The organism is Flavobacterium sp. GCM10022190 (assembly GCF_042656445.1).
In the GTDB taxonomy this organism is placed as follows: domain Bacteria; phylum Bacteroidota; class Bacteroidia; order Flavobacteriales; family Flavobacteriaceae; genus Flavobacterium; species Flavobacterium nitratireducens.
Genome location: NZ_JBHSOQ010000006.1, coordinates 17,401 through 33,081, shown reverse-complemented (window position 1 = coordinate 33,081; position 15,681 = coordinate 17,401). Strand labels below are relative to the sequence as shown.

Below are 15,681 nucleotides of genomic sequence, written 5' to 3'. Positions count from 1 at the left end.
ATAATGCCCCAAAAAGTTAAGGAACTATTTGGGGCATTTGTTTATTTGATTAGAACGTTTGTTGTTGTTTTTATGGTAGTTGTAGACTATGTTAGGAATATAAATTAACCTTCCATTTTAGCTGAAAGTTCAAACCAGCGTTCTTCTTTTTCTTCTATTTTGGTGATGATAGATTCTAGTTCTTTTGCCTTCTTTTCTATTTCATTATCTGCCACTTTTCCTTCCGAAAATAACTGTTCAATAGCTGCTTTTTGAATTTCTAAATCCTTGATGTCTTTTTCTATTTTTTGGAACTCTTTTTGTTCGTTGAAGGTTAAATTTCCAGTTGGATTTTTTTGTTTCCATTCTTTTTTTTCAGCCTTGTTTTCTTCTTTCTGAGTTACATCGGCACTGTCTTCATAAGCTCTGAAATCGGAATAGTTTCCAGGGAAATTTTCGATTTCACCTTGTCCTCTAAAAACAAATAAGTGGTCTACAATTTTGTCCATAAAATAGCGGTCGTGGGAAACCACTAGTAAACATCCGGGATAGTCTAAGAGGAAATTCTCTAATACATTTAATGTTACAATGTCTAAATCATTAGTTGGCTCATCCAGAATTAAAAAGTTAGGATTCTGAATTAAAACTGTACATAAATACAAACGTTTTAATTCACCTCCACTTAATTTTTCGACATAATCGTATTGTTTTTTGGCATCAAATAGAAAACGTTCCAGTAATTGTGAAGCTGAAATGATCTTTCCTTTCGTTAAAGGAATGTATTCGCCGTATTCTTTAATGATATCAATAACACGTTGTCCCGGTTTTGGGTTAATTCCGCTTTGCGTATAATAACCTATTTTAATGGTTTCTCCTTTTACAACACGACCAGCGTCTAAAGGTAAAGTTCCGGTCATCAGGTTTAGGAAAGTCGATTTTCCAGTTCCATTTTTACCAATAATTCCAATGCGTTCACCACGTTGAAAATCATAACTGAAGTTGTCAAGGATTACTCGGTCTTTGAATTTCTTGGAAATTTTATGAAGCTCAATAATCTTGCTTCCCATGCGTTCCATATTGATTTCAAGCTCTACCTTGTTTTCTTTACGACGGCTTTGTGCTTTTTCTTTGATAATATAAAAATCATCTTGACGCGATTTAGACTTCGTAGTTCTCGCTTTTGGCTGACGGCGCATCCATTCCAATTCTTTTACAAATAAGTTTTGCGCCTTATCAATACTGGCATTTTCAGAAGCAATTCGTTCCTCTTTTTTGGCTAAATAATAGGAGTAATTTCCTTTGTATTGATATAATTTACCATTGTCTAATTCTAAAATTTCATTACAAACCCGTTCTAAGAAAAAACGGTCGTGTGTAACCATGAACAAAGTAATATTTTCTTTAGCAAAATAGGCTTCAAGCCACTCGATCATTTCTAAATCCAAGTGGTTAGTAGGTTCATCCAGAATTAATAAATCGGGACGGTTGATTAATATGATGGCTAGGGAAAGACGCTTTTTTTGTCCTCCAGAAAGATTTTTTACTTTTAATTTAAAGTCTTCTAACTTCAGTTTGAACAAAATTTGCTTGTATTGGGTTTCAAAATCCCAAGCATTGTGTTGATCCATAGCATCAAAGGCTTTTTGATACGCTTCTTCGTCTTCCGGATTTTCTAATGCTTTTTCATATTGTTCGATAACTTTTAAAGTTTCGTTATCCGATGCAAATATGCTTTCTTCGATCGTTAGTTCGTCCTGTAAATTATTATCCTGAGATAAAAAAGCCATTCGAATTCCTTTTCTTAAGACAACTTGTCCTGTATCAGGTTCATCTAGACCGTTAATGATACTCATAATGGTCGTTTTACCAGAACCATTTTTAGCAATGAAAGCAATTTTTTGGTCTTTGTTAATCCCAAATGAGATGTTGTCAAAAAGGGTTCTCTCTCCAAATGATTTGGATATATTTTCTACAGATAAATAATTCACAGTTGTAATTTTTTGGCAAAAGTAAACTATTTCATTGATTCGCTACTAGATTATTGTTTTGACTAAGATTTTACTTTTGTAAAGAAGAGTTTAAAAATGCATTTAAATTGATTTTATGGAGCTTTTGTGGAACATTGATTATGGGTTTTAGTTGTAAATGTTCGTTGGTAATGTAATAGTTTATGCCATCAAATGTGGCGATCCCTTCAATTTGATGAAATCGTAATTTTAAATTTATTTTTCGTTTATTACCCGAAAAGAAATCCGTCGCCTTAAAATCATATAATAAGTACAAAAATGTTTTTCCTTTTTTAGTATAACCACAAAGGACAAGCATTTTTTGTGTTGGAAGAAAAGTTACGCCAGTTACAAGTCCTTTTATAGTAAGAGAGGCTTTGGCTTTTGCTATATGATTTCCGGGAGAGTTTGGTAAGCTATAGAGGGTCGTTTTTTTATTTTTTCATTCTTTGGTAAACAAATAAATACTGTCTTGGTATACTATAAATGCTTCACAATCAAAATTTGTAGTATTAGCAGCTTGCGAACTAAAATCGATTTGTTTATCATACGAAAAACTAATGGTATCACATAGAGGATTCTCGTTGTAAATGCTGTTTTTGTTGAATTTCAAGATGTGAAGGTTGTTTCGGTTACCTTGATAGTTATTGCCAAAGTCACCAATGTAAATGAAGCTTTCGTCCTGAGTAATTTCTTCCCAGTCTTGATTGGCTACATGGGGTAAATTGATTTTTTTTCTAATTTTTCCCGATTCATCCATGCCGTAGAGCGTTGTGTCATGGTCGTCATTATGCGTCCAAAGTAGTGAATCAAAAGCAATTAATCCTGATGATTCAGGAATAGAATCAGAAAGTTGAGTTACAAATTGAGCTTTAATTTTTGATTTTGGATAATAGCAGCTTCCGTTATTTTGGGTTGCATTTGGATTGAAGTTTTTAGCCCTAAAATCTGTACAGCCACTTATCTGAGAATAAAGACTGCAATTTATAAGGCAAAAAATCAATAAATATAGTTTCATACAGTGGTTAATCTTTAAAGCTATTCAAAAATACAGCAATAGTTTTAGATAATAGAAATTGTACCCAGAATTAGAAATTGAAAGTTAGGTGTTATTATGACTGATGAAGCATTGTTAAAGTTGAAGTAATAGTAAAAATCAGTTTTTTTAAATATTCCTTTTTTTTATCAATTCGGTAAAAAACGCTCTGTTTCGGATTTGATTTTTATTAATATTCGGATTATTGTTTTGAAAATGAGTCGCTTGTTGTAATTAACATAGAAAGATGTGTTTTGTGTAATTTATGTTTTAAGAATTTAGTAATTTCGCAAACAGAAAATAAAAACTACCTTTTGGGTTAACAATATGGCAAGATTTGAATTGAAACTTCCAAAAATGGGAGAAAGTGTCGCAGAAGCAACCATTACTAATTGGTTGAAACAAGTAGGCGATAAAATTGAAGCTGATGAGGCTGTGCTAGAAGTTGCTACCGACAAAGTGGATAGTGAGGTGCCTAGTGAGGTTTCGGGTGTTTTAATTGAGCAATTGTTTTCGAAAGATGATTTGGTTGAAGTAGGGCAAACTATTGCGATTATCGAAATAGAAGGGGAAGAAGTAGAAGAAAATTCAATTAGTGAAGAAATAGTTGCGCCTGAAATAATTGAAGAAGTAAGTAAAACGATTGAAATTGCTAAAGAAAGCTTAGCTGTTCCAAACCTTGTAAATAGTCATTCGGAAAAGTTCTTTTCACCTTTAGTGAGAAATATAGCTGCAGCCGAAGGAATTTCTATGGCTGAATTAGAAACAATTCCAGGAACCGGAAGCGAAGGAAGAGTTACTAAAAACGATATTTTAGAATATGTAAAACATAGGGGGCAAGCAGCACCAGTTGAGGTTGTTAAACGAGTTCCAGAACCAAGTTCAATTCCATCAGCGACTCCAGTTTCTGTTAATGGTGGGGATGAGATTGTAGAGATGGATAGAATGCGCAAATTGATTGCTGGTTATATGATTTCATCGCAACAAACTTCGGCACATGTTTATTCTTTTATAGAAGTAGATGTTACCAATATTGTAAAATGGCGTGATAAACATAAAAATGAATTTGAGAAAAGAGAAGGTGTAAAGCTTACTTTTACTCCTATTTTTATGGAAGCTGTTGCTAAGGCATTGAAAGATTTTCCTGGAATGAATATTTCGATTGATGGAGAGTATGTGATAAAGAAAAAGAATATCAATTTGGGTATGGCAGCAGCCTTGCCAAATGGTAACTTAATTGTTCCTGTTATCAAAAATGCAGACCAACTTAATTTAGTGGGAATGGCAAAAGCTGTTAATGATTTAGGTAATCGCGCTAAATTAGGAAAATTAAAGCCAGATGAAACTAAAGGAGGAACCTATACCGTAACAAATGTTGGTTCTTTTGGAAGTGTATTTGGTACGCCAATTATCAATCAGCCAGAAGTTGGGATTTTAGCACTTGGAGCCATCCGAAAAGTTCCTGCGGTTATTGAAACTCCTGAAGGTGACTTTATAGGTATTCGTCAAAAAATGTTTTTAACTCATGGATATGATCACCGTATTATTGATGGCGCTTTAGGAGGGATGTTTGTAAAAAGAGTTACAGAATATTTAGAAGCGTTTGATATTACAAGAACCATTTAGAAATAAAAAAATAACCCGTAAATCCGATAGTTTTCCAAAAGCTATCGGGTTTTCTTTTTTTATCTGTTGTTTAAATTAATTTCAAACCTTTATATTTGCCATCATATATTTTTTAAAATGGAATTAAAATTAAACAGACCAATTTGCTTTTTTGATCTTGAAACAACAGGTATTGATATTGGAAAAGATAGAATCGTAGAAATATCAATCTTCAAGGTTTTTCCAAATGGAAATAAAGAAAGTAAAACATGGCTTGTCAATCCTACTATACCTATTCCTCCACAAACCACCGCCGTTCATGGTATTACAGATGAAAAAGTTGCCAATGAACCTACATTTAAGGAATTGGCTCCGCAAGTATACCAAATGATAAAAGATAGTGATTTAGGAGGTTTTAATTCAGATCGATTTGATATTCCTCTTTTGGCAGAAGAATTACTACGTGCAGGTGTTGATTTTGATATGAAAAATAGAGTTTCGGTTGATATTCAAACTATTTTCCACAAAAAAGAAGAACGTACTTTGAGTGCTGCATTAAAATTTTATTGTGGGCAGAGTTTAGAAAACGCACATTCTGCAGAGGCAGATACAATGGCTACTTATGAGATTTTAAAAGCCCAATTGGATCGTTATCCTGATTTAGAAAATGATGTTAAGTCATTGTCTGAATTTACCACTAGAAAAAAGATTGCTGATTTTGCTGGAATGATCGCTTTTGATAAGGATGGCGATGAAATATTTACTTTTGGAAAACATAAAGGTATTAAAGTTGATGTGGTGTTAGAAAAAGAACCTGGGTATTTTAGTTGGGTACAAAACGCTGATTTCCCTTTGTATACTAAAAAAGTGTTGACAGCAATCAAATTAAGAAAGTTAAATACAAAATAAGTTTGTAATTTGTGGTTTATAGTTTGTAGTTCTTTTAGTAACTCAACAGGAAGCCATAAACTAAAAACGATAAACTTGCAAGAATGAAGATAATTTGTATAGGTCGAAATTATGTAGACCATATCGATGAATTACAAAATGAGCGTCCAAGTGAACCAGTGATTTTTATAAAACCAGACTCGGCTATCTTGTTAAAGCAACATCCTTTTGTAATTCCTGAATTTTCCGAGGATATCCAGCATGAGGTTGAAATTATTGTGAAGATTAGTAAAGTAGGGAAATATATCGATGCAAAGTTTGCTCATAAGTATTATGACGAAATTAGTGTGGGGATTGATTTTACAGCTCGTGATTTGCAAAACAAATTGAAATCTAAGGGTTTACCTTGGGAAAAAGCAAAAGCGTTTGATGGTTCGGCTGTAATTGGAGATTTTTTACCAAAAGAACAGTTTAGTTCGTTAGAAAATCTTACATTTGAATTAAAGAATAATAATAAAACCGTTCAGGAAGGTAATGTGAATATGATGTTGTGGAAAATTGATGAGCTTATTGCTTATGTTTCGCAATACTTTACCTTAAAGATTGGTGATATTATTTTTACGGGAACTCCCAAGGGAGTTGCAAGAGTACAACCAAATGATATTTTGGAAGGATATTTAGAAGGACAAAAACTATTTAGAATACAGATAAAATAATGGCTTTACACTACAACCTAGCAAAAGTATATGCAATTTCTGATAATGATCAGGATTTTGTAAACGAAATTCTAACACTATTTGTGAATGATGTGCCTGAAGATTTGGCTCAAATAAAAGAAGGTATCAAAAATAAAGATTACAAACAAGCTTATGCTTTTGCACATAAGATTAAGCCAACTCTTGATTTGTTGGGGATGACAGTGGCATTTGAAGAAATCCTTCAGGTAGAAGCTTGGACAAAAGCAGAAGGAAAGCGAAAAGATGTTGAGCATATTTTTGATAGTATCAAGTCGCAAGTGAAAGAGGCTATAAAAGAAATAAAGAAAGACTTTGATTTGTAGAAGTTTTTTTAACTAAAAATACTAATGATAAAATCAACATTCAAATGCGTTTGGATGTTGATTTTGTTTTTTTAAATAAATTATAAGCAAACTAAATGAAAGCTACGATTGTAACCATTGGTGATGAGATATTAATAGGTCAAATTATAGATACTAATTCGGGGTTTATTGCTAAATCATTGGATAAAATAGGAGTAGAAACTTATGAGATGATTTCTATAAGTGATGATAAGCAGCATATTCTGGATACTTTTACAAAATTGCAAAACAAAGTGGATTTGGTTATCATTACAGGAGGTTTGGGGCCTACAAAGGATGATGTTACTAAAAAAACATTTTGTGAATATTTTGAAGATGAATTAATTGTAGATGAGGTTGTTTTAGCGCATGTAACACAATTAATAGAAGGGTTTTTTAAAAGAAAAATAACCCAAATGAATAAAGATCAGGCGTTGGTTCCTTCTCGTTGCACGGTCTTGCATAATCAAGTAGGGACGGCTCCAGGGATGTGGATGAAAAAAGAAAATACGGTTTTTGTTTCATTACCTGGTGTTCCGTTTGAAATGAAGTATTTAGTAGAGAATGAAATTATTCCTAAGGTGGTAAAAGAATACGATCGTCCTTATATTATTCATAAAACCATATTGACTTATGGTCAGGGAGAGAGTTTGGTGGCGGAGCGAATTGAAGATTGGGAAAATAGTTTACCAGAGTTTATTAAGTTAGCTTATTTGCCAGCGCCGGGTAGAGTTCGATTGCGACTTACTGCTCGCGGAAAAGATAGAGAGCTTTTAGAGCAATCAATTGATGCTTATGTCACTTCTTTGAGTGCAATTATTAATGATATAATAGTTGGTTTTGAGGAAGATGAAACGATTGAAGTGGTAGTAGGGAAAATTTTGAAAGAGCAGCAAAAAACAATAGCGACAGCTGAAAGTTGTACAGGAGGGCATATTGCTGCTAGTTTGTCTTCTGTTCCAGGGGCTTCGGCTTATTTTAAAGGTAGTGTTGTTTCTTATGCAACGGAAGCCAAAATTAATGTATTGGGCGTTTCTGAAAAATTGATAGCAACGCATTCTGTAGTTAGCGCTGAGGTAGCTAAAGCAATGGCTTTGAATGTAAAACAATTATTAAATACAGATTATGCAATTGCTACAACTGGAAATGCCGGTCCAACAAAAGGGGAAGAAAATGCCGAGCTAGGAAGTGTTTTTATTGCCTTAGCGACTCCAAATGAGGTGATTGTAGAAGAGTTTAATTTTGGTCAACCACGTGAAAAAGTGATAGACAGAGCGCAAATTAAAAGCTTGGAAATGTTAAAGAAAGAAATTTTTAAAAATGTCTTATAATTTTTTTGTTTGAACCGTTTATTTTTCTTTTCTTTGCACCCTGATTTTGAATAACGATATAAAAGATAAGTATAATGTCAAGAGTTTGTGACCTTACAGGTAAAAGAGCGATGGTAGGAAATAACGTTTCTCACGCTATGAACAAAACTAAGAGAAAGTTTTCTGTAAACTTAGTTAAAAAGCGTTTTTATCTTCCAGAAGAAGATAGATGGATTACTCTTAGAGTAGCAGCATCTACGATAAAAACAATTAATAAAAATGGAATTTCTGCTGTTTTGAAAAAAGCGCAGTCAGAAGGGTTTATTAAATAATCTTATTCCTTTAATAAATATATAGCAAGATGGCAAAGAAAGGTAATAGAATCCAAGTAATTTTAGAGTGTACAGAGCACAAAGCTTCAGGTGTTGCTGGTACATCAAGATACATAACAACTAAGAACAAAAAAAATACTCCAGACAGATTAGAGATTAAAAAATTTAATCCAGTTTTGAAGAGAGTAACTGTTCACAAAGAAATTAAGTAATAATTAGAGATTTTTGTAAATCTCAAATGGCTACTCCATTGGAGATTTACAAAGAACTTCAAATAACATTTGAATCATGGCAAAGAAAACCGTAGCATCGTTACAAACATCTTCTAAGAGATTATCAAAAGCCATCAAAATGGTTAAATCTCCAAAAACTGGCGCATATACTTTCGTTGAAACTATTGTTGCTCCTGAATTAGTGGATGAGTTCTTGAAAAAGAAATAATTCATAAAAGAATATATAGAAAAGCTACTTTCTTCGGAAGTAGCTTTTTTATTTTCTATATTTACCATTTGAAAACTATATTGGTTTCAAAGAACTAATTGGTTTATTTTTAATACTGTACACGCAATGAGTTTTTTTAAAAGAATATTTTCTACAGAGAAAAAAGACGCGAGTTTAAGCGAAGAGGCAAAGCAAACTTTAGATAAAGGTCTAGAAAAATCAAAAACTACTTTCTTTTCCAAGTTAAGTAAAGCTATTGTAGGGAAATCTAAGGTTGATGATGATGTTTTGGATAATCTGGAAGAAATTCTGGTTTCTTCGGATGTAGGTGTTGATACTACTTTAAAAATTATTACTCGTATTGAAAAGCGTGTTGCCGAAGATAAATATTTAGGTACTGCCGAATTAAATCAAATTCTACAAGAAGAAATTGCTTCCTTATTATCAGAGACTAATACTGGTGAAGCAACTGAATTTGTAATTCCAATTAATACAAAGCCTTATGTTTTGATGGTAGTAGGGGTTAATGGTGTGGGGAAAACAACTACCATTGGTAAACTGGCTTATCAATTTAAAAAACAAGGATACAAAGTAGTTCTTGGTGCTGCCGATACCTTTAGAGCAGCTGCTATTGATCAATTACAAATTTGGGCAGATAGAGTTGATGTTCCTATTGTAAGACAAAATATGGGTTCTGATCCTGCTTCTGTAGCTTTTGATACGCTTCAATCAGCGGTTGCGCAGGATGCTGATATTGTAATTATTGACACTGCGGGACGTTTGCACAACAAGATTAATTTGATGAACGAATTGTCTAAAGTAAAACGTGTTATGCAAAAAGTAGTTGCCGATGCACCACATGATGTTTTATTAGTTTTAGATGGTTCTACAGGGCAAAATGCTTTTGAACAAGCCAAACAATTTACAGCTGCAACCGAAGTAACTTCATTAGCGGTGACTAAATTAGACGGTACGGCTAAAGGTGGAGTTGTTATTGGTATTTCAGACCAATTTCAAATTCCTGTTCGTTACATTGGAGTAGGAGAAGGTATTGAGGATTTACAAGTCTTCAATAAATATGAATTTGTAGACAGTTTCTTTAAATAAAAATCATGAAAAATATAGCTCCTATTTATTTTTATATGATAAGTGTAGTTTGTTTTGTGGTCGCAAACCTGATTAGAGATCAATACCTAACATTCTATTATGTGTTACTTATAGTTGGGATTTTATCGTTTTTCATTGGTTTTAAAAACAGAAGTAAAAGTAACTCATAGTTAGAACATATATTTATAAAAAAGGCATAAAGTATTCACGAATACTTTATGCCTTTTTTTGTAATAAACCTTTTGTATTTTACTTATACAAAGCATTAATTTTTTGCCATAGTACATCGTCAAAATCAGATAAGGCCAGATTGACATTGTCGGCAGCGTCGCCCATTCGGATTACGACCATTTTTTTGCTAGGAATTACGTAAATTTTTTGATCATTTTTACCCAATGCCATGAACATATCATTTGGGCCATTAGGAATAATGCTTCCGGGAAATTGTAATTGGCTTTGCGGTAAATGATAACTGCTTTTACCATTTAACCACCATAGGTAGCCATAACTTAAATTGATGTTTTGGGAAGTAGAAGTAGCTGCGTTAAAAAAGGTTTCGTTTAAGATAACAGTGTCGTCCCATTTTCCTTTGTTTAACATCAGTAAACCAAATCGTGCCATACTTCTGGTGTTGCTAAAATAAACGATATTATTGTCTAAAGGCAGCCAAACTCCATTCATGCCAATTTTATCGCGAAGTTTTGCATTGAAATAATTACTCCAGCTTTGACCTGTAGCTTGTGCAATTACGTCTTGCAATTTTACATAAACATTATGGTACGCCCAACGAGTCCCTGCATCAGCTTTATAAGTTAGTTTAGACGGTGAAACATCATCTCCATTAGCAATATCTTCGATACCAGAAGTCATTGTAAGCAAATGTTTGCAAGTAATTAAGTTCTCTTTTTCTAAAGTTTCTGCAGTCCATGCTGTTCCAATATAATTTGAAACTTTATTATTGATATTGATAAAACCTTCCTGCTCGGCAATTCCGGTTAAGGTTGCGGTTAATGTTTTTCCGGCACTTGCCCAGTACCAATTGGAAGTAGCCGAATGTCCATTAAAATAATTTTCCATTACAATTCGACCATTAACTAAAATTATAAATGATTTGGTGTGTTTTAGCTCCAGATAATCCAGTAAGGGTTGGACTGCTTCTTGTTTCCATCCTAAAGCACTGATGGATTTTGTTTCCCAATTTGTTCCAGAAACTGGAGGGAAATACATGCTTTCTGAAGTTGTAGTATCATCATTCGAATCTGAAGAACCGCAATTGATGAATAAGAAAACACTAAGTAAACCGAAGAGTATTTTAGTCATGATATTGGAGTTTTAGGGATAACTACTTTAAGACCAAAAATATGTAAAATAGTTTAAGAGAGTACTTGTTTTTTAACTAACATAAGTTAATTAAAGTTAACTTTGTTAGGAGAACAAAATGTATTTTTGTTCCAAATTTCTAGCCCTGATGGAAGCGGTGTCCTGTTGTGTTGGGGTTCAACACAACAGATATAGCGAACAGCAGGATTATGCTTCTAAAAAAAATTATGATGAAAAATGTTTTAATAGTACTTTTTGTGTGTTTGTCTTTGGTTTCATGCCAACAAAAAATTACTCCTGCTGATATTGAAAAGCTGAACGGTTATTGGGAAATCGAGAAAGTTTCTTTTGAAGAGGGGGATGATAAGGAATACAAAATGAATGAGAATTTTGATTATTTCAAAATTACCGATAATAAAGGTATTCGTAGAAAAGTGAGACCGCAGTTTAATGGTACTTTTTTATTTAATGAAGATTTTGAAAATGTAAAAGTACGTTTTGAAAACGAACATGTTTATTTAGACTATTCTACCGCTTATGCTAAATGGACAGAAGAATTAGTGGAGATTTCAGATGAAAATATGGTGATAAAAAACGATCAAAATAAGGAATACGAATATAAAAAAGCAGGACCAATTAATTTATTAGGAGATGGCAAAGAGACTAAATAATGAAAGTTCCGTAGCTGATGTGTTACAGCATATTATTCAAGCAAATAAATTGCAAGCAGGAATGGACGGAATTAATGTAAAAGAGGCTTGGCAAAATCTAATGGGAAATGGTGTAAACAGTTACACCCGAAATGTAGTTCTGAAAGGAAATACCTTGTATGTTGAGTTAACTTCATCGGTTTTACGAGAAGAATTAAGCCATGGAAAATCAAAAATTATCAAGATGATTAACGAAGAATTACGTCGTGATGTTGTGAAAGAGGTGGTTCTTAGGTAGTGGTCAGTGCACAGCTTTTAGTAATCAGTTATTATCAAATAAAAAATCCCGTCTTGTTCTAAAAATAGACGGGATTTCTTTTTATCTACGACTTTTAAATGATAATGAACACTAAAAATCTGATTGCTGAATACTAAAATTGCTCTCTTCCTGAAAAATGGAAAACTCCTTCGATAGCCGCATTTTCATCGCTGTCAGAACCATGTACCGCGTTTTGACTCATAGATGTAGCATAAAGTTTTCTGATAGTTCCTTCAGCTGCTTCGGCTGGGTTCGTACTACCAATAAGCGTTCTGAAATCGGCAACTGCATTTTCTTTTTCTAAAATAGCAGCAACAATTGGTCCACTAGACATAAATTCAACTAATTCTCCATAGAAAGGTCTTTCACTGTGTACGGCATAAAATGCTTGTGCATCAGCAACAGTAAGTTGGGTTAGTTTTAAAGAAACGATTTTAAAACCAGCATTAGTAATCATGGCAAGGATGTTTCCAATGTGTCCGTTAGCGACAGCATCAGGTTTAATCATGGTGAAAGTTCTGTTAGTTGTCATATCTGTTTTGATTATTTTTTTGACAAAAATAAGTTTTTTAATCTAAAAATTATTAATATGACAAAATATAATAATTTTAAAATACTTTATTGTGTTAATTTATAATTTTATGTTGTTGAAGTATTGCTCAAGTGGTTTTAAATTTTCCATTAACATAGGAATGAGTTCGTCCCCACATTCAAGATAAAATTCCGAGAAATTAGCTTGTCGTTCTTGTAGACCATGATTAGGGAATAATTCGTTCTGTAAATCGATTATTCGATCTAAAGTATCTTTAAGTTTTATTTTTTGAGCTTTAAGCAGGCGTTTTTCAAGATTTTCAAGTCCTTTTAATTGTTTTATTTCTTGCGCTTTGACAGCACCTGAAAATGAAGCATCCGTTTTGGTGGTCATATCGTGAAGAATGGCAAATTGCAATTGTAATTGCTTTTTAAGCATCGATAAGTCGATATCTATTTCGGATAATATTTTTGTTTTCTTATTGATTAAATCTTTTTGTTTTAAGAATAAGTCATTCCATTTTAAATCTAATTTGTCCATTTTTTTGATTTGTTTTTCAGTTGCAAGCAAAACTGAATTGCGGACCAATAACATTGGAAAAGTGACATTCACGGCATCAAAAAAAGATTTTAATTCCAACCAATAGGCTATTTCACCACCCCCGCCAATATAACAAAGATTAGGTAGAATTACTTCCTGATATAAAGGTCGCATTATAACATTCGGACTGAATTTTTCAGGGTGAATTTCCAGTAAATGGAGGATTTCTTCCTCTGTGAATTCTATTTTGGTGTTATTAACTCGGAATGTATTGTTTTCAAAGACAATACGCTCACGTAATTTATCTTCGATGTAAAATAAATTGATTTCACGTGGGTTAACCTGAATGGTATACTCTTTTAGTTTTTCGGTTGTTTCGATTACTTTTTTATAGGCTGTTTGATGTAATAATTCCTCTTTTATATAGGGAATGAAATTTTGCTTCAATTGAGCATCATCAGCATCAATAATGACTAAACCATGCGAACCAAATAAATGATTAGCCAAATAACGAGTAGCATCAGACAGATTTTTATGTTGAAGGTAGGAGGCTGTAAAGAGTTTTTTTAGGGATTCGGCATTTGAACTATGACCAAGTTCTTGTTCGAAAATTTCAAAAAAATCATCTAAACCATCAGTAGATAATCTTCCTACGGGACCTGAGCTAGCAGCATTCCATCTAAATTTTTTCCCTTTGAAATTAAAATAATTGATTTCTTCAAAGTCATGGTCTTCAGTCGCCATCCAGTAGATAGGGACAAAATTATATTCGGGGTATTTTACTTTCAATTCAGATGTTAAATTGATTGTTGAAATGATTTTATACAAAAAATAGAGTGGTCCCGAGAATAAATTTAATTGATGTCCTGTGGTAACTGTATAGGTATTATTAACCTTTAAAGCCTCAATATTTTGATGCGTTAAAGGAGAAATGTCAATGCCTGCATATTGTTTTTGTAGAACACTAACAAGGCTAGCTCTATTGTTATGATTAAAATTGGATTGTTTTTCGGCTATTTGAGCTTCAAAATTCTCGAGTTTAGGAAATCGATTATATAAGGCTTGTATTTTGGCGTTTTGATTTAAATAATCGTTTAGTAATGGAGTAAAAAATCCTGATTCTTGATAGCTAATACAGTCGTTAGGCATGTTTGTGTTTCTTTTTAGTAAAATTACCAAAAAATATTGGAACTAAATATTTGTTGCTTTCAAAAATAAGGAAGACTTTTGCTAGATTTTAAATTCAAATTTTTTTATGATGAATACTGAAAAAACAAAAATAAATTCCTTAAAACATGTGCTTTTTGGTAGTTTAATTGGGACTACGATAGAGTTTTTCGATTTTTATATTTATGCTAATGCGGCTGTGTTAGTTTTTCCACAATTGTTTTTTCCTGGAAAGGATAGTACCATTTCTACTTTGGAATCTTTGGCTACTTTTTCTATTGCTTTTTTAGCTAGGCCGCTAGGTTCGGCTGTTTTTGGTCATTATGGGGACAAAATAGGTAGAAAGGTAACCTTGGTTGTTGCTTTGTTAACCATGGGTATTTCTACAGTGAGTATTGGATTTTTACCTAGTTATGCCAGTATTGGTGTTTTGGCGCCTATTTTACTAATGCTTTGTCGTTTTGGTCAGGGTGTTGGATTAGGAGGCGAATGGGGTGGAGCTGTTTTATTGGCTATCGAAAATGCTCCACCGCATAAACGTGCCTGGTACGGAATGTTTCCACAGCTTGGTGCACCAATTGGTTTGTTGCTTTCCGGAGGTACTTTTTTAATTTTAACAGATAGCATGAGTTCGGAAGCTTTTATGGATTACGGATGGAGAATTCCTTTTTTAGCTAGTTCGCTTTTAGTGTTGGTAGGTTTTTATATTCGATTAAAAATTACTGAGACTCCTGCTTTTGAGAATTCAAAAGAAGAACAAAAAGAAGTAAAAGTGCCTTTTGTAACGGTTTTTAAATTGTATAAGAATCAATTAATTTTTGGAACATTGGCAGCAGTAACCACATTCTTAGTGTTTTATTTGATGACTGTTTTTATGTTGAATTGGAACACTAAAAATTTAGGATTTACGAATAGAGACGCGCTTTTGATTCAGTTGTTTTCGGTGTTGTTTTTTGCCCTATTTATTCCAATATCCGCTTTAGCAGCCGACAAAATTGGTCGTAGAAAAATGTTGATTTATACAACAATTGCTATTGCTATTTTTGGGTTTTTCTTTTCGTTGTTTTTAACAAGCAATAATATTGTTTTAGTGACCTTATTTGTTTGTTTAGGAATGTCATTGATGGGATTCATTTATGGGCCGGTTGGTACTTTTTTATCTGAATTATTCCCAACAACCGTTCGTTATACAGGAGCTTCATTGACTTTTAACTTAGCAGGAATTCTGGGAGCTGCATTTGCTCCGATGGTGGCAATAAAGTTGGCCGCTAGCTACGGAATTGCTTCAGTAGGAATGTATCTTACGGTTGCGGCTTGTATTTCTTTGATTTCTTTATTGGTAATTAGTAAGGAAGAGCATAAGTTTTAAAA

Annotated in this window: 17 protein-coding genes; 12 read left to right on the top strand and 5 right to left on the bottom strand. The window is 33.0% G+C overall.

The window, feature by feature from the left end:
- Nucleotides 1–104: 104 nt before the first annotated feature.
- Nucleotides 105–1,967, bottom strand: a complete 1,863-nt coding sequence (locus tag ACFPTQ_RS15320; protein WP_379778662.1) for an ABC-F family ATP-binding cassette domain-containing protein — start codon at nucleotides 1,965–1,967, stop codon at nucleotides 105–107.
- A gap of 460 nt (nucleotides 1,968–2,427) precedes the next feature.
- Nucleotides 2,428–3,003 carry a hypothetical protein gene (locus tag ACFPTQ_RS15315; protein WP_379778660.1) on the bottom strand — a complete coding sequence of 192 codons (576 nt, stop codon included), beginning with the start codon at nucleotides 3,001–3,003 and terminating at the stop codon, nucleotides 2,428–2,430.
- Between the two features lie 345 nt (nucleotides 3,004–3,348).
- Here ACFPTQ_RS15315 and ACFPTQ_RS15310 point away from each other — a divergent pair, with 345 nt between their 5' ends.
- From ACFPTQ_RS15310 to ftsY, 9 genes are all read left to right on the top strand, one after another.
- Nucleotides 3,349–4,647, top strand: a complete 1,299-nt coding sequence (locus ACFPTQ_RS15310; protein WP_379778658.1) for a dihydrolipoamide acetyltransferase family protein — start codon at nucleotides 3,349–3,351, stop codon at nucleotides 4,645–4,647.
- 117 nt (nucleotides 4,648–4,764) lie between these two features.
- Nucleotides 4,765–5,535 (top strand): exonuclease domain-containing protein, encoded by a 771-nt coding sequence (locus tag ACFPTQ_RS15305; RefSeq protein WP_379778656.1) that lies wholly within the window; start codon nucleotides 4,765–4,767, stop codon nucleotides 5,533–5,535.
- Nucleotides 5,536–5,618: 83 nt separating this feature from the next.
- Nucleotides 5,619–6,230, top strand: a complete 612-nt coding sequence (locus ACFPTQ_RS15300; RefSeq protein WP_278035242.1) for a fumarylacetoacetate hydrolase family protein — start codon at nucleotides 5,619–5,621, stop codon at nucleotides 6,228–6,230.
- Entirely contained in the window at nucleotides 6,230–6,574 is a 345-nt protein-coding gene (locus ACFPTQ_RS15295) for an Hpt domain-containing protein (RefSeq protein WP_379778653.1), read from the top strand. The genes ACFPTQ_RS15300 and ACFPTQ_RS15295 overlap by 1 nt, the downstream gene beginning before the upstream one ends.
- 95 nt (nucleotides 6,575–6,669) lie before the next feature.
- Entirely contained in the window at nucleotides 6,670–7,923 is a 1,254-nt protein-coding gene (locus ACFPTQ_RS15290; RefSeq protein WP_379778651.1) for a competence/damage-inducible protein A, read from the top strand.
- Between the two features lie 74 nt (nucleotides 7,924–7,997).
- A complete protein-coding gene (rpmB, locus tag ACFPTQ_RS15285; protein WP_007805815.1) occupies nucleotides 7,998–8,234 on the top strand; it encodes a 50S ribosomal protein L28 in 237 nt (78 codons plus the stop codon).
- Nucleotides 8,235–8,263: 29 nt separating this feature from the next.
- A complete protein-coding gene (rpmG, locus tag ACFPTQ_RS15280; RefSeq protein ID WP_011963553.1) occupies nucleotides 8,264–8,446 on the top strand; it encodes a 50S ribosomal protein L33 in 183 nt (60 codons plus the stop codon).
- Nucleotides 8,447–8,522: 76 nt separating this feature from the next.
- Nucleotides 8,523–8,675: a DUF4295 domain-containing protein gene (locus tag ACFPTQ_RS15275; protein WP_081824680.1), complete on the top strand. Its 153-nt coding sequence runs from the start codon at nucleotides 8,523–8,525 to the stop codon at nucleotides 8,673–8,675.
- A gap of 126 nt (nucleotides 8,676–8,801) precedes the next feature.
- Nucleotides 8,802–9,782, top strand: coding sequence for a signal recognition particle-docking protein FtsY (ftsY, locus tag ACFPTQ_RS15270; protein WP_379778648.1), 981 nt, complete (start codon nucleotides 8,802–8,804; stop codon nucleotides 9,780–9,782).
- A gap of 249 nt (nucleotides 9,783–10,031) precedes the next feature.
- On the opposite strand, the gene ACFPTQ_RS15265 is transcribed toward ftsY, so the two are convergent.
- On the bottom strand, nucleotides 10,032–11,102 hold the full coding sequence (locus tag ACFPTQ_RS15265) for a serine hydrolase domain-containing protein (RefSeq protein WP_379778646.1): 1,071 nt from the start codon (nucleotides 11,100–11,102) through the stop codon (nucleotides 10,032–10,034).
- Between the two features lie 230 nt (nucleotides 11,103–11,332).
- Between ACFPTQ_RS15265 and ACFPTQ_RS15260 the strand changes: the two genes are divergently transcribed.
- Both ACFPTQ_RS15260 and ACFPTQ_RS15255 read left to right on the top strand, forming a co-directional pair.
- Entirely contained in the window at nucleotides 11,333–11,773 is a 441-nt protein-coding gene (locus tag ACFPTQ_RS15260; RefSeq protein ID WP_379778644.1) for a hypothetical protein, read from the top strand.
- Nucleotides 11,754–12,050 (top strand): DUF721 domain-containing protein, encoded by a 297-nt coding sequence (locus ACFPTQ_RS15255; protein WP_278035248.1) that lies wholly within the window; start codon nucleotides 11,754–11,756, stop codon nucleotides 12,048–12,050. Before ACFPTQ_RS15260 ends, ACFPTQ_RS15255 begins: the two co-directional genes overlap by 20 nt.
- Nucleotides 12,051–12,183: 133 nt before the next feature.
- On the opposite strand, the gene ACFPTQ_RS15250 is transcribed toward ACFPTQ_RS15255, so the two are convergent.
- Nucleotides 12,184–12,603 carry a nucleoside-diphosphate kinase gene (locus ACFPTQ_RS15250; protein ID WP_379778642.1) on the bottom strand — a complete coding sequence of 140 codons (420 nt, stop codon included), beginning with the start codon at nucleotides 12,601–12,603 and terminating at the stop codon, nucleotides 12,184–12,186.
- 99 nt (nucleotides 12,604–12,702) lie between these two features.
- Nucleotides 12,703–14,292: a bacillithiol biosynthesis cysteine-adding enzyme BshC gene (gene bshC, locus ACFPTQ_RS15245; RefSeq protein ID WP_379778640.1), complete on the bottom strand. Its 1,590-nt coding sequence runs from the start codon at nucleotides 14,290–14,292 to the stop codon at nucleotides 12,703–12,705.
- Between the two features lie 106 nt (nucleotides 14,293–14,398).
- On the opposite strand from bshC, the gene ACFPTQ_RS15240 reads away from it, so the two are divergent.
- A complete protein-coding gene (locus tag ACFPTQ_RS15240) occupies nucleotides 14,399–15,679 on the top strand; it encodes an MFS transporter (RefSeq protein ID WP_379778638.1) in 1,281 nt (426 codons plus the stop codon).
- Nucleotides 15,680–15,681 lie beyond the last annotated feature (2 nt).

What these genes read in the sequence shown, in the direction of transcription:
- ACFPTQ_RS15255 (WP_278035248.1), top strand. Translation starts at nt 11,754, where the DNA reads ATGGCAAAGAGACTAAATAATGAAAGTTCCGTAGCTGATGTGTTACAG.
- ACFPTQ_RS15305 (WP_379778656.1), top strand. Translation starts at nt 4,765, where the DNA reads ATGGAATTAAAATTAAACAGACCAATTTGCTTTTTTGATCTTGAAACA.
- ACFPTQ_RS15300 (WP_278035242.1), top strand. Translation starts at nt 5,619, where the DNA reads ATGAAGATAATTTGTATAGGTCGAAATTATGTAGACCATATCGATGAA.
- ACFPTQ_RS15310 (WP_379778658.1), top strand. Translation starts at nt 3,349, where the DNA reads ATGGCAAGATTTGAATTGAAACTTCCAAAAATGGGAGAAAGTGTCGCA.
- ACFPTQ_RS15275 (WP_081824680.1), top strand. Translation starts at nt 8,523, where the DNA reads ATGGCAAAGAAAACCGTAGCATCGTTACAAACATCTTCTAAGAGATTA.
- ACFPTQ_RS15295 (WP_379778653.1), top strand. Translation starts at nt 6,230, where the DNA reads ATGGCTTTACACTACAACCTAGCAAAAGTATATGCAATTTCTGATAAT.
- ACFPTQ_RS15290 (WP_379778651.1), top strand. Translation starts at nt 6,670, where the DNA reads ATGAAAGCTACGATTGTAACCATTGGTGATGAGATATTAATAGGTCAA.
- ftsY (WP_379778648.1), top strand. Translation starts at nt 8,802, where the DNA reads ATGAGTTTTTTTAAAAGAATATTTTCTACAGAGAAAAAAGACGCGAGT.
- ACFPTQ_RS15240 (WP_379778638.1), top strand. Translation starts at nt 14,399, where the DNA reads ATGATGAATACTGAAAAAACAAAAATAAATTCCTTAAAACATGTGCTT.
- ACFPTQ_RS15315 (WP_379778660.1), bottom strand. Translation starts at nt 3,003, where the DNA reads ATGAAACTATATTTATTGATTTTTTGCCTTATAAATTGCAGTCTTTAT.
- bshC (WP_379778640.1), bottom strand. Translation starts at nt 14,292, where the DNA reads ATGCCTAACGACTGTATTAGCTATCAAGAATCAGGATTTTTTACTCCA.
- ACFPTQ_RS15265 (WP_379778646.1), bottom strand. Translation starts at nt 11,102, where the DNA reads ATGACTAAAATACTCTTCGGTTTACTTAGTGTTTTCTTATTCATCAAT.
- rpmG (WP_011963553.1), top strand. Translation starts at nt 8,264, where the DNA reads ATGGCAAAGAAAGGTAATAGAATCCAAGTAATTTTAGAGTGTACAGAG.
- ACFPTQ_RS15250 (WP_379778642.1), bottom strand. Translation starts at nt 12,603, where the DNA reads ATGACAACTAACAGAACTTTCACCATGATTAAACCTGATGCTGTCGCT.
- ACFPTQ_RS15260 (WP_379778644.1), top strand. Translation starts at nt 11,333, where the DNA reads ATGAAAAATGTTTTAATAGTACTTTTTGTGTGTTTGTCTTTGGTTTCA.
- rpmB (WP_007805815.1), top strand. Translation starts at nt 7,998, where the DNA reads ATGTCAAGAGTTTGTGACCTTACAGGTAAAAGAGCGATGGTAGGAAAT.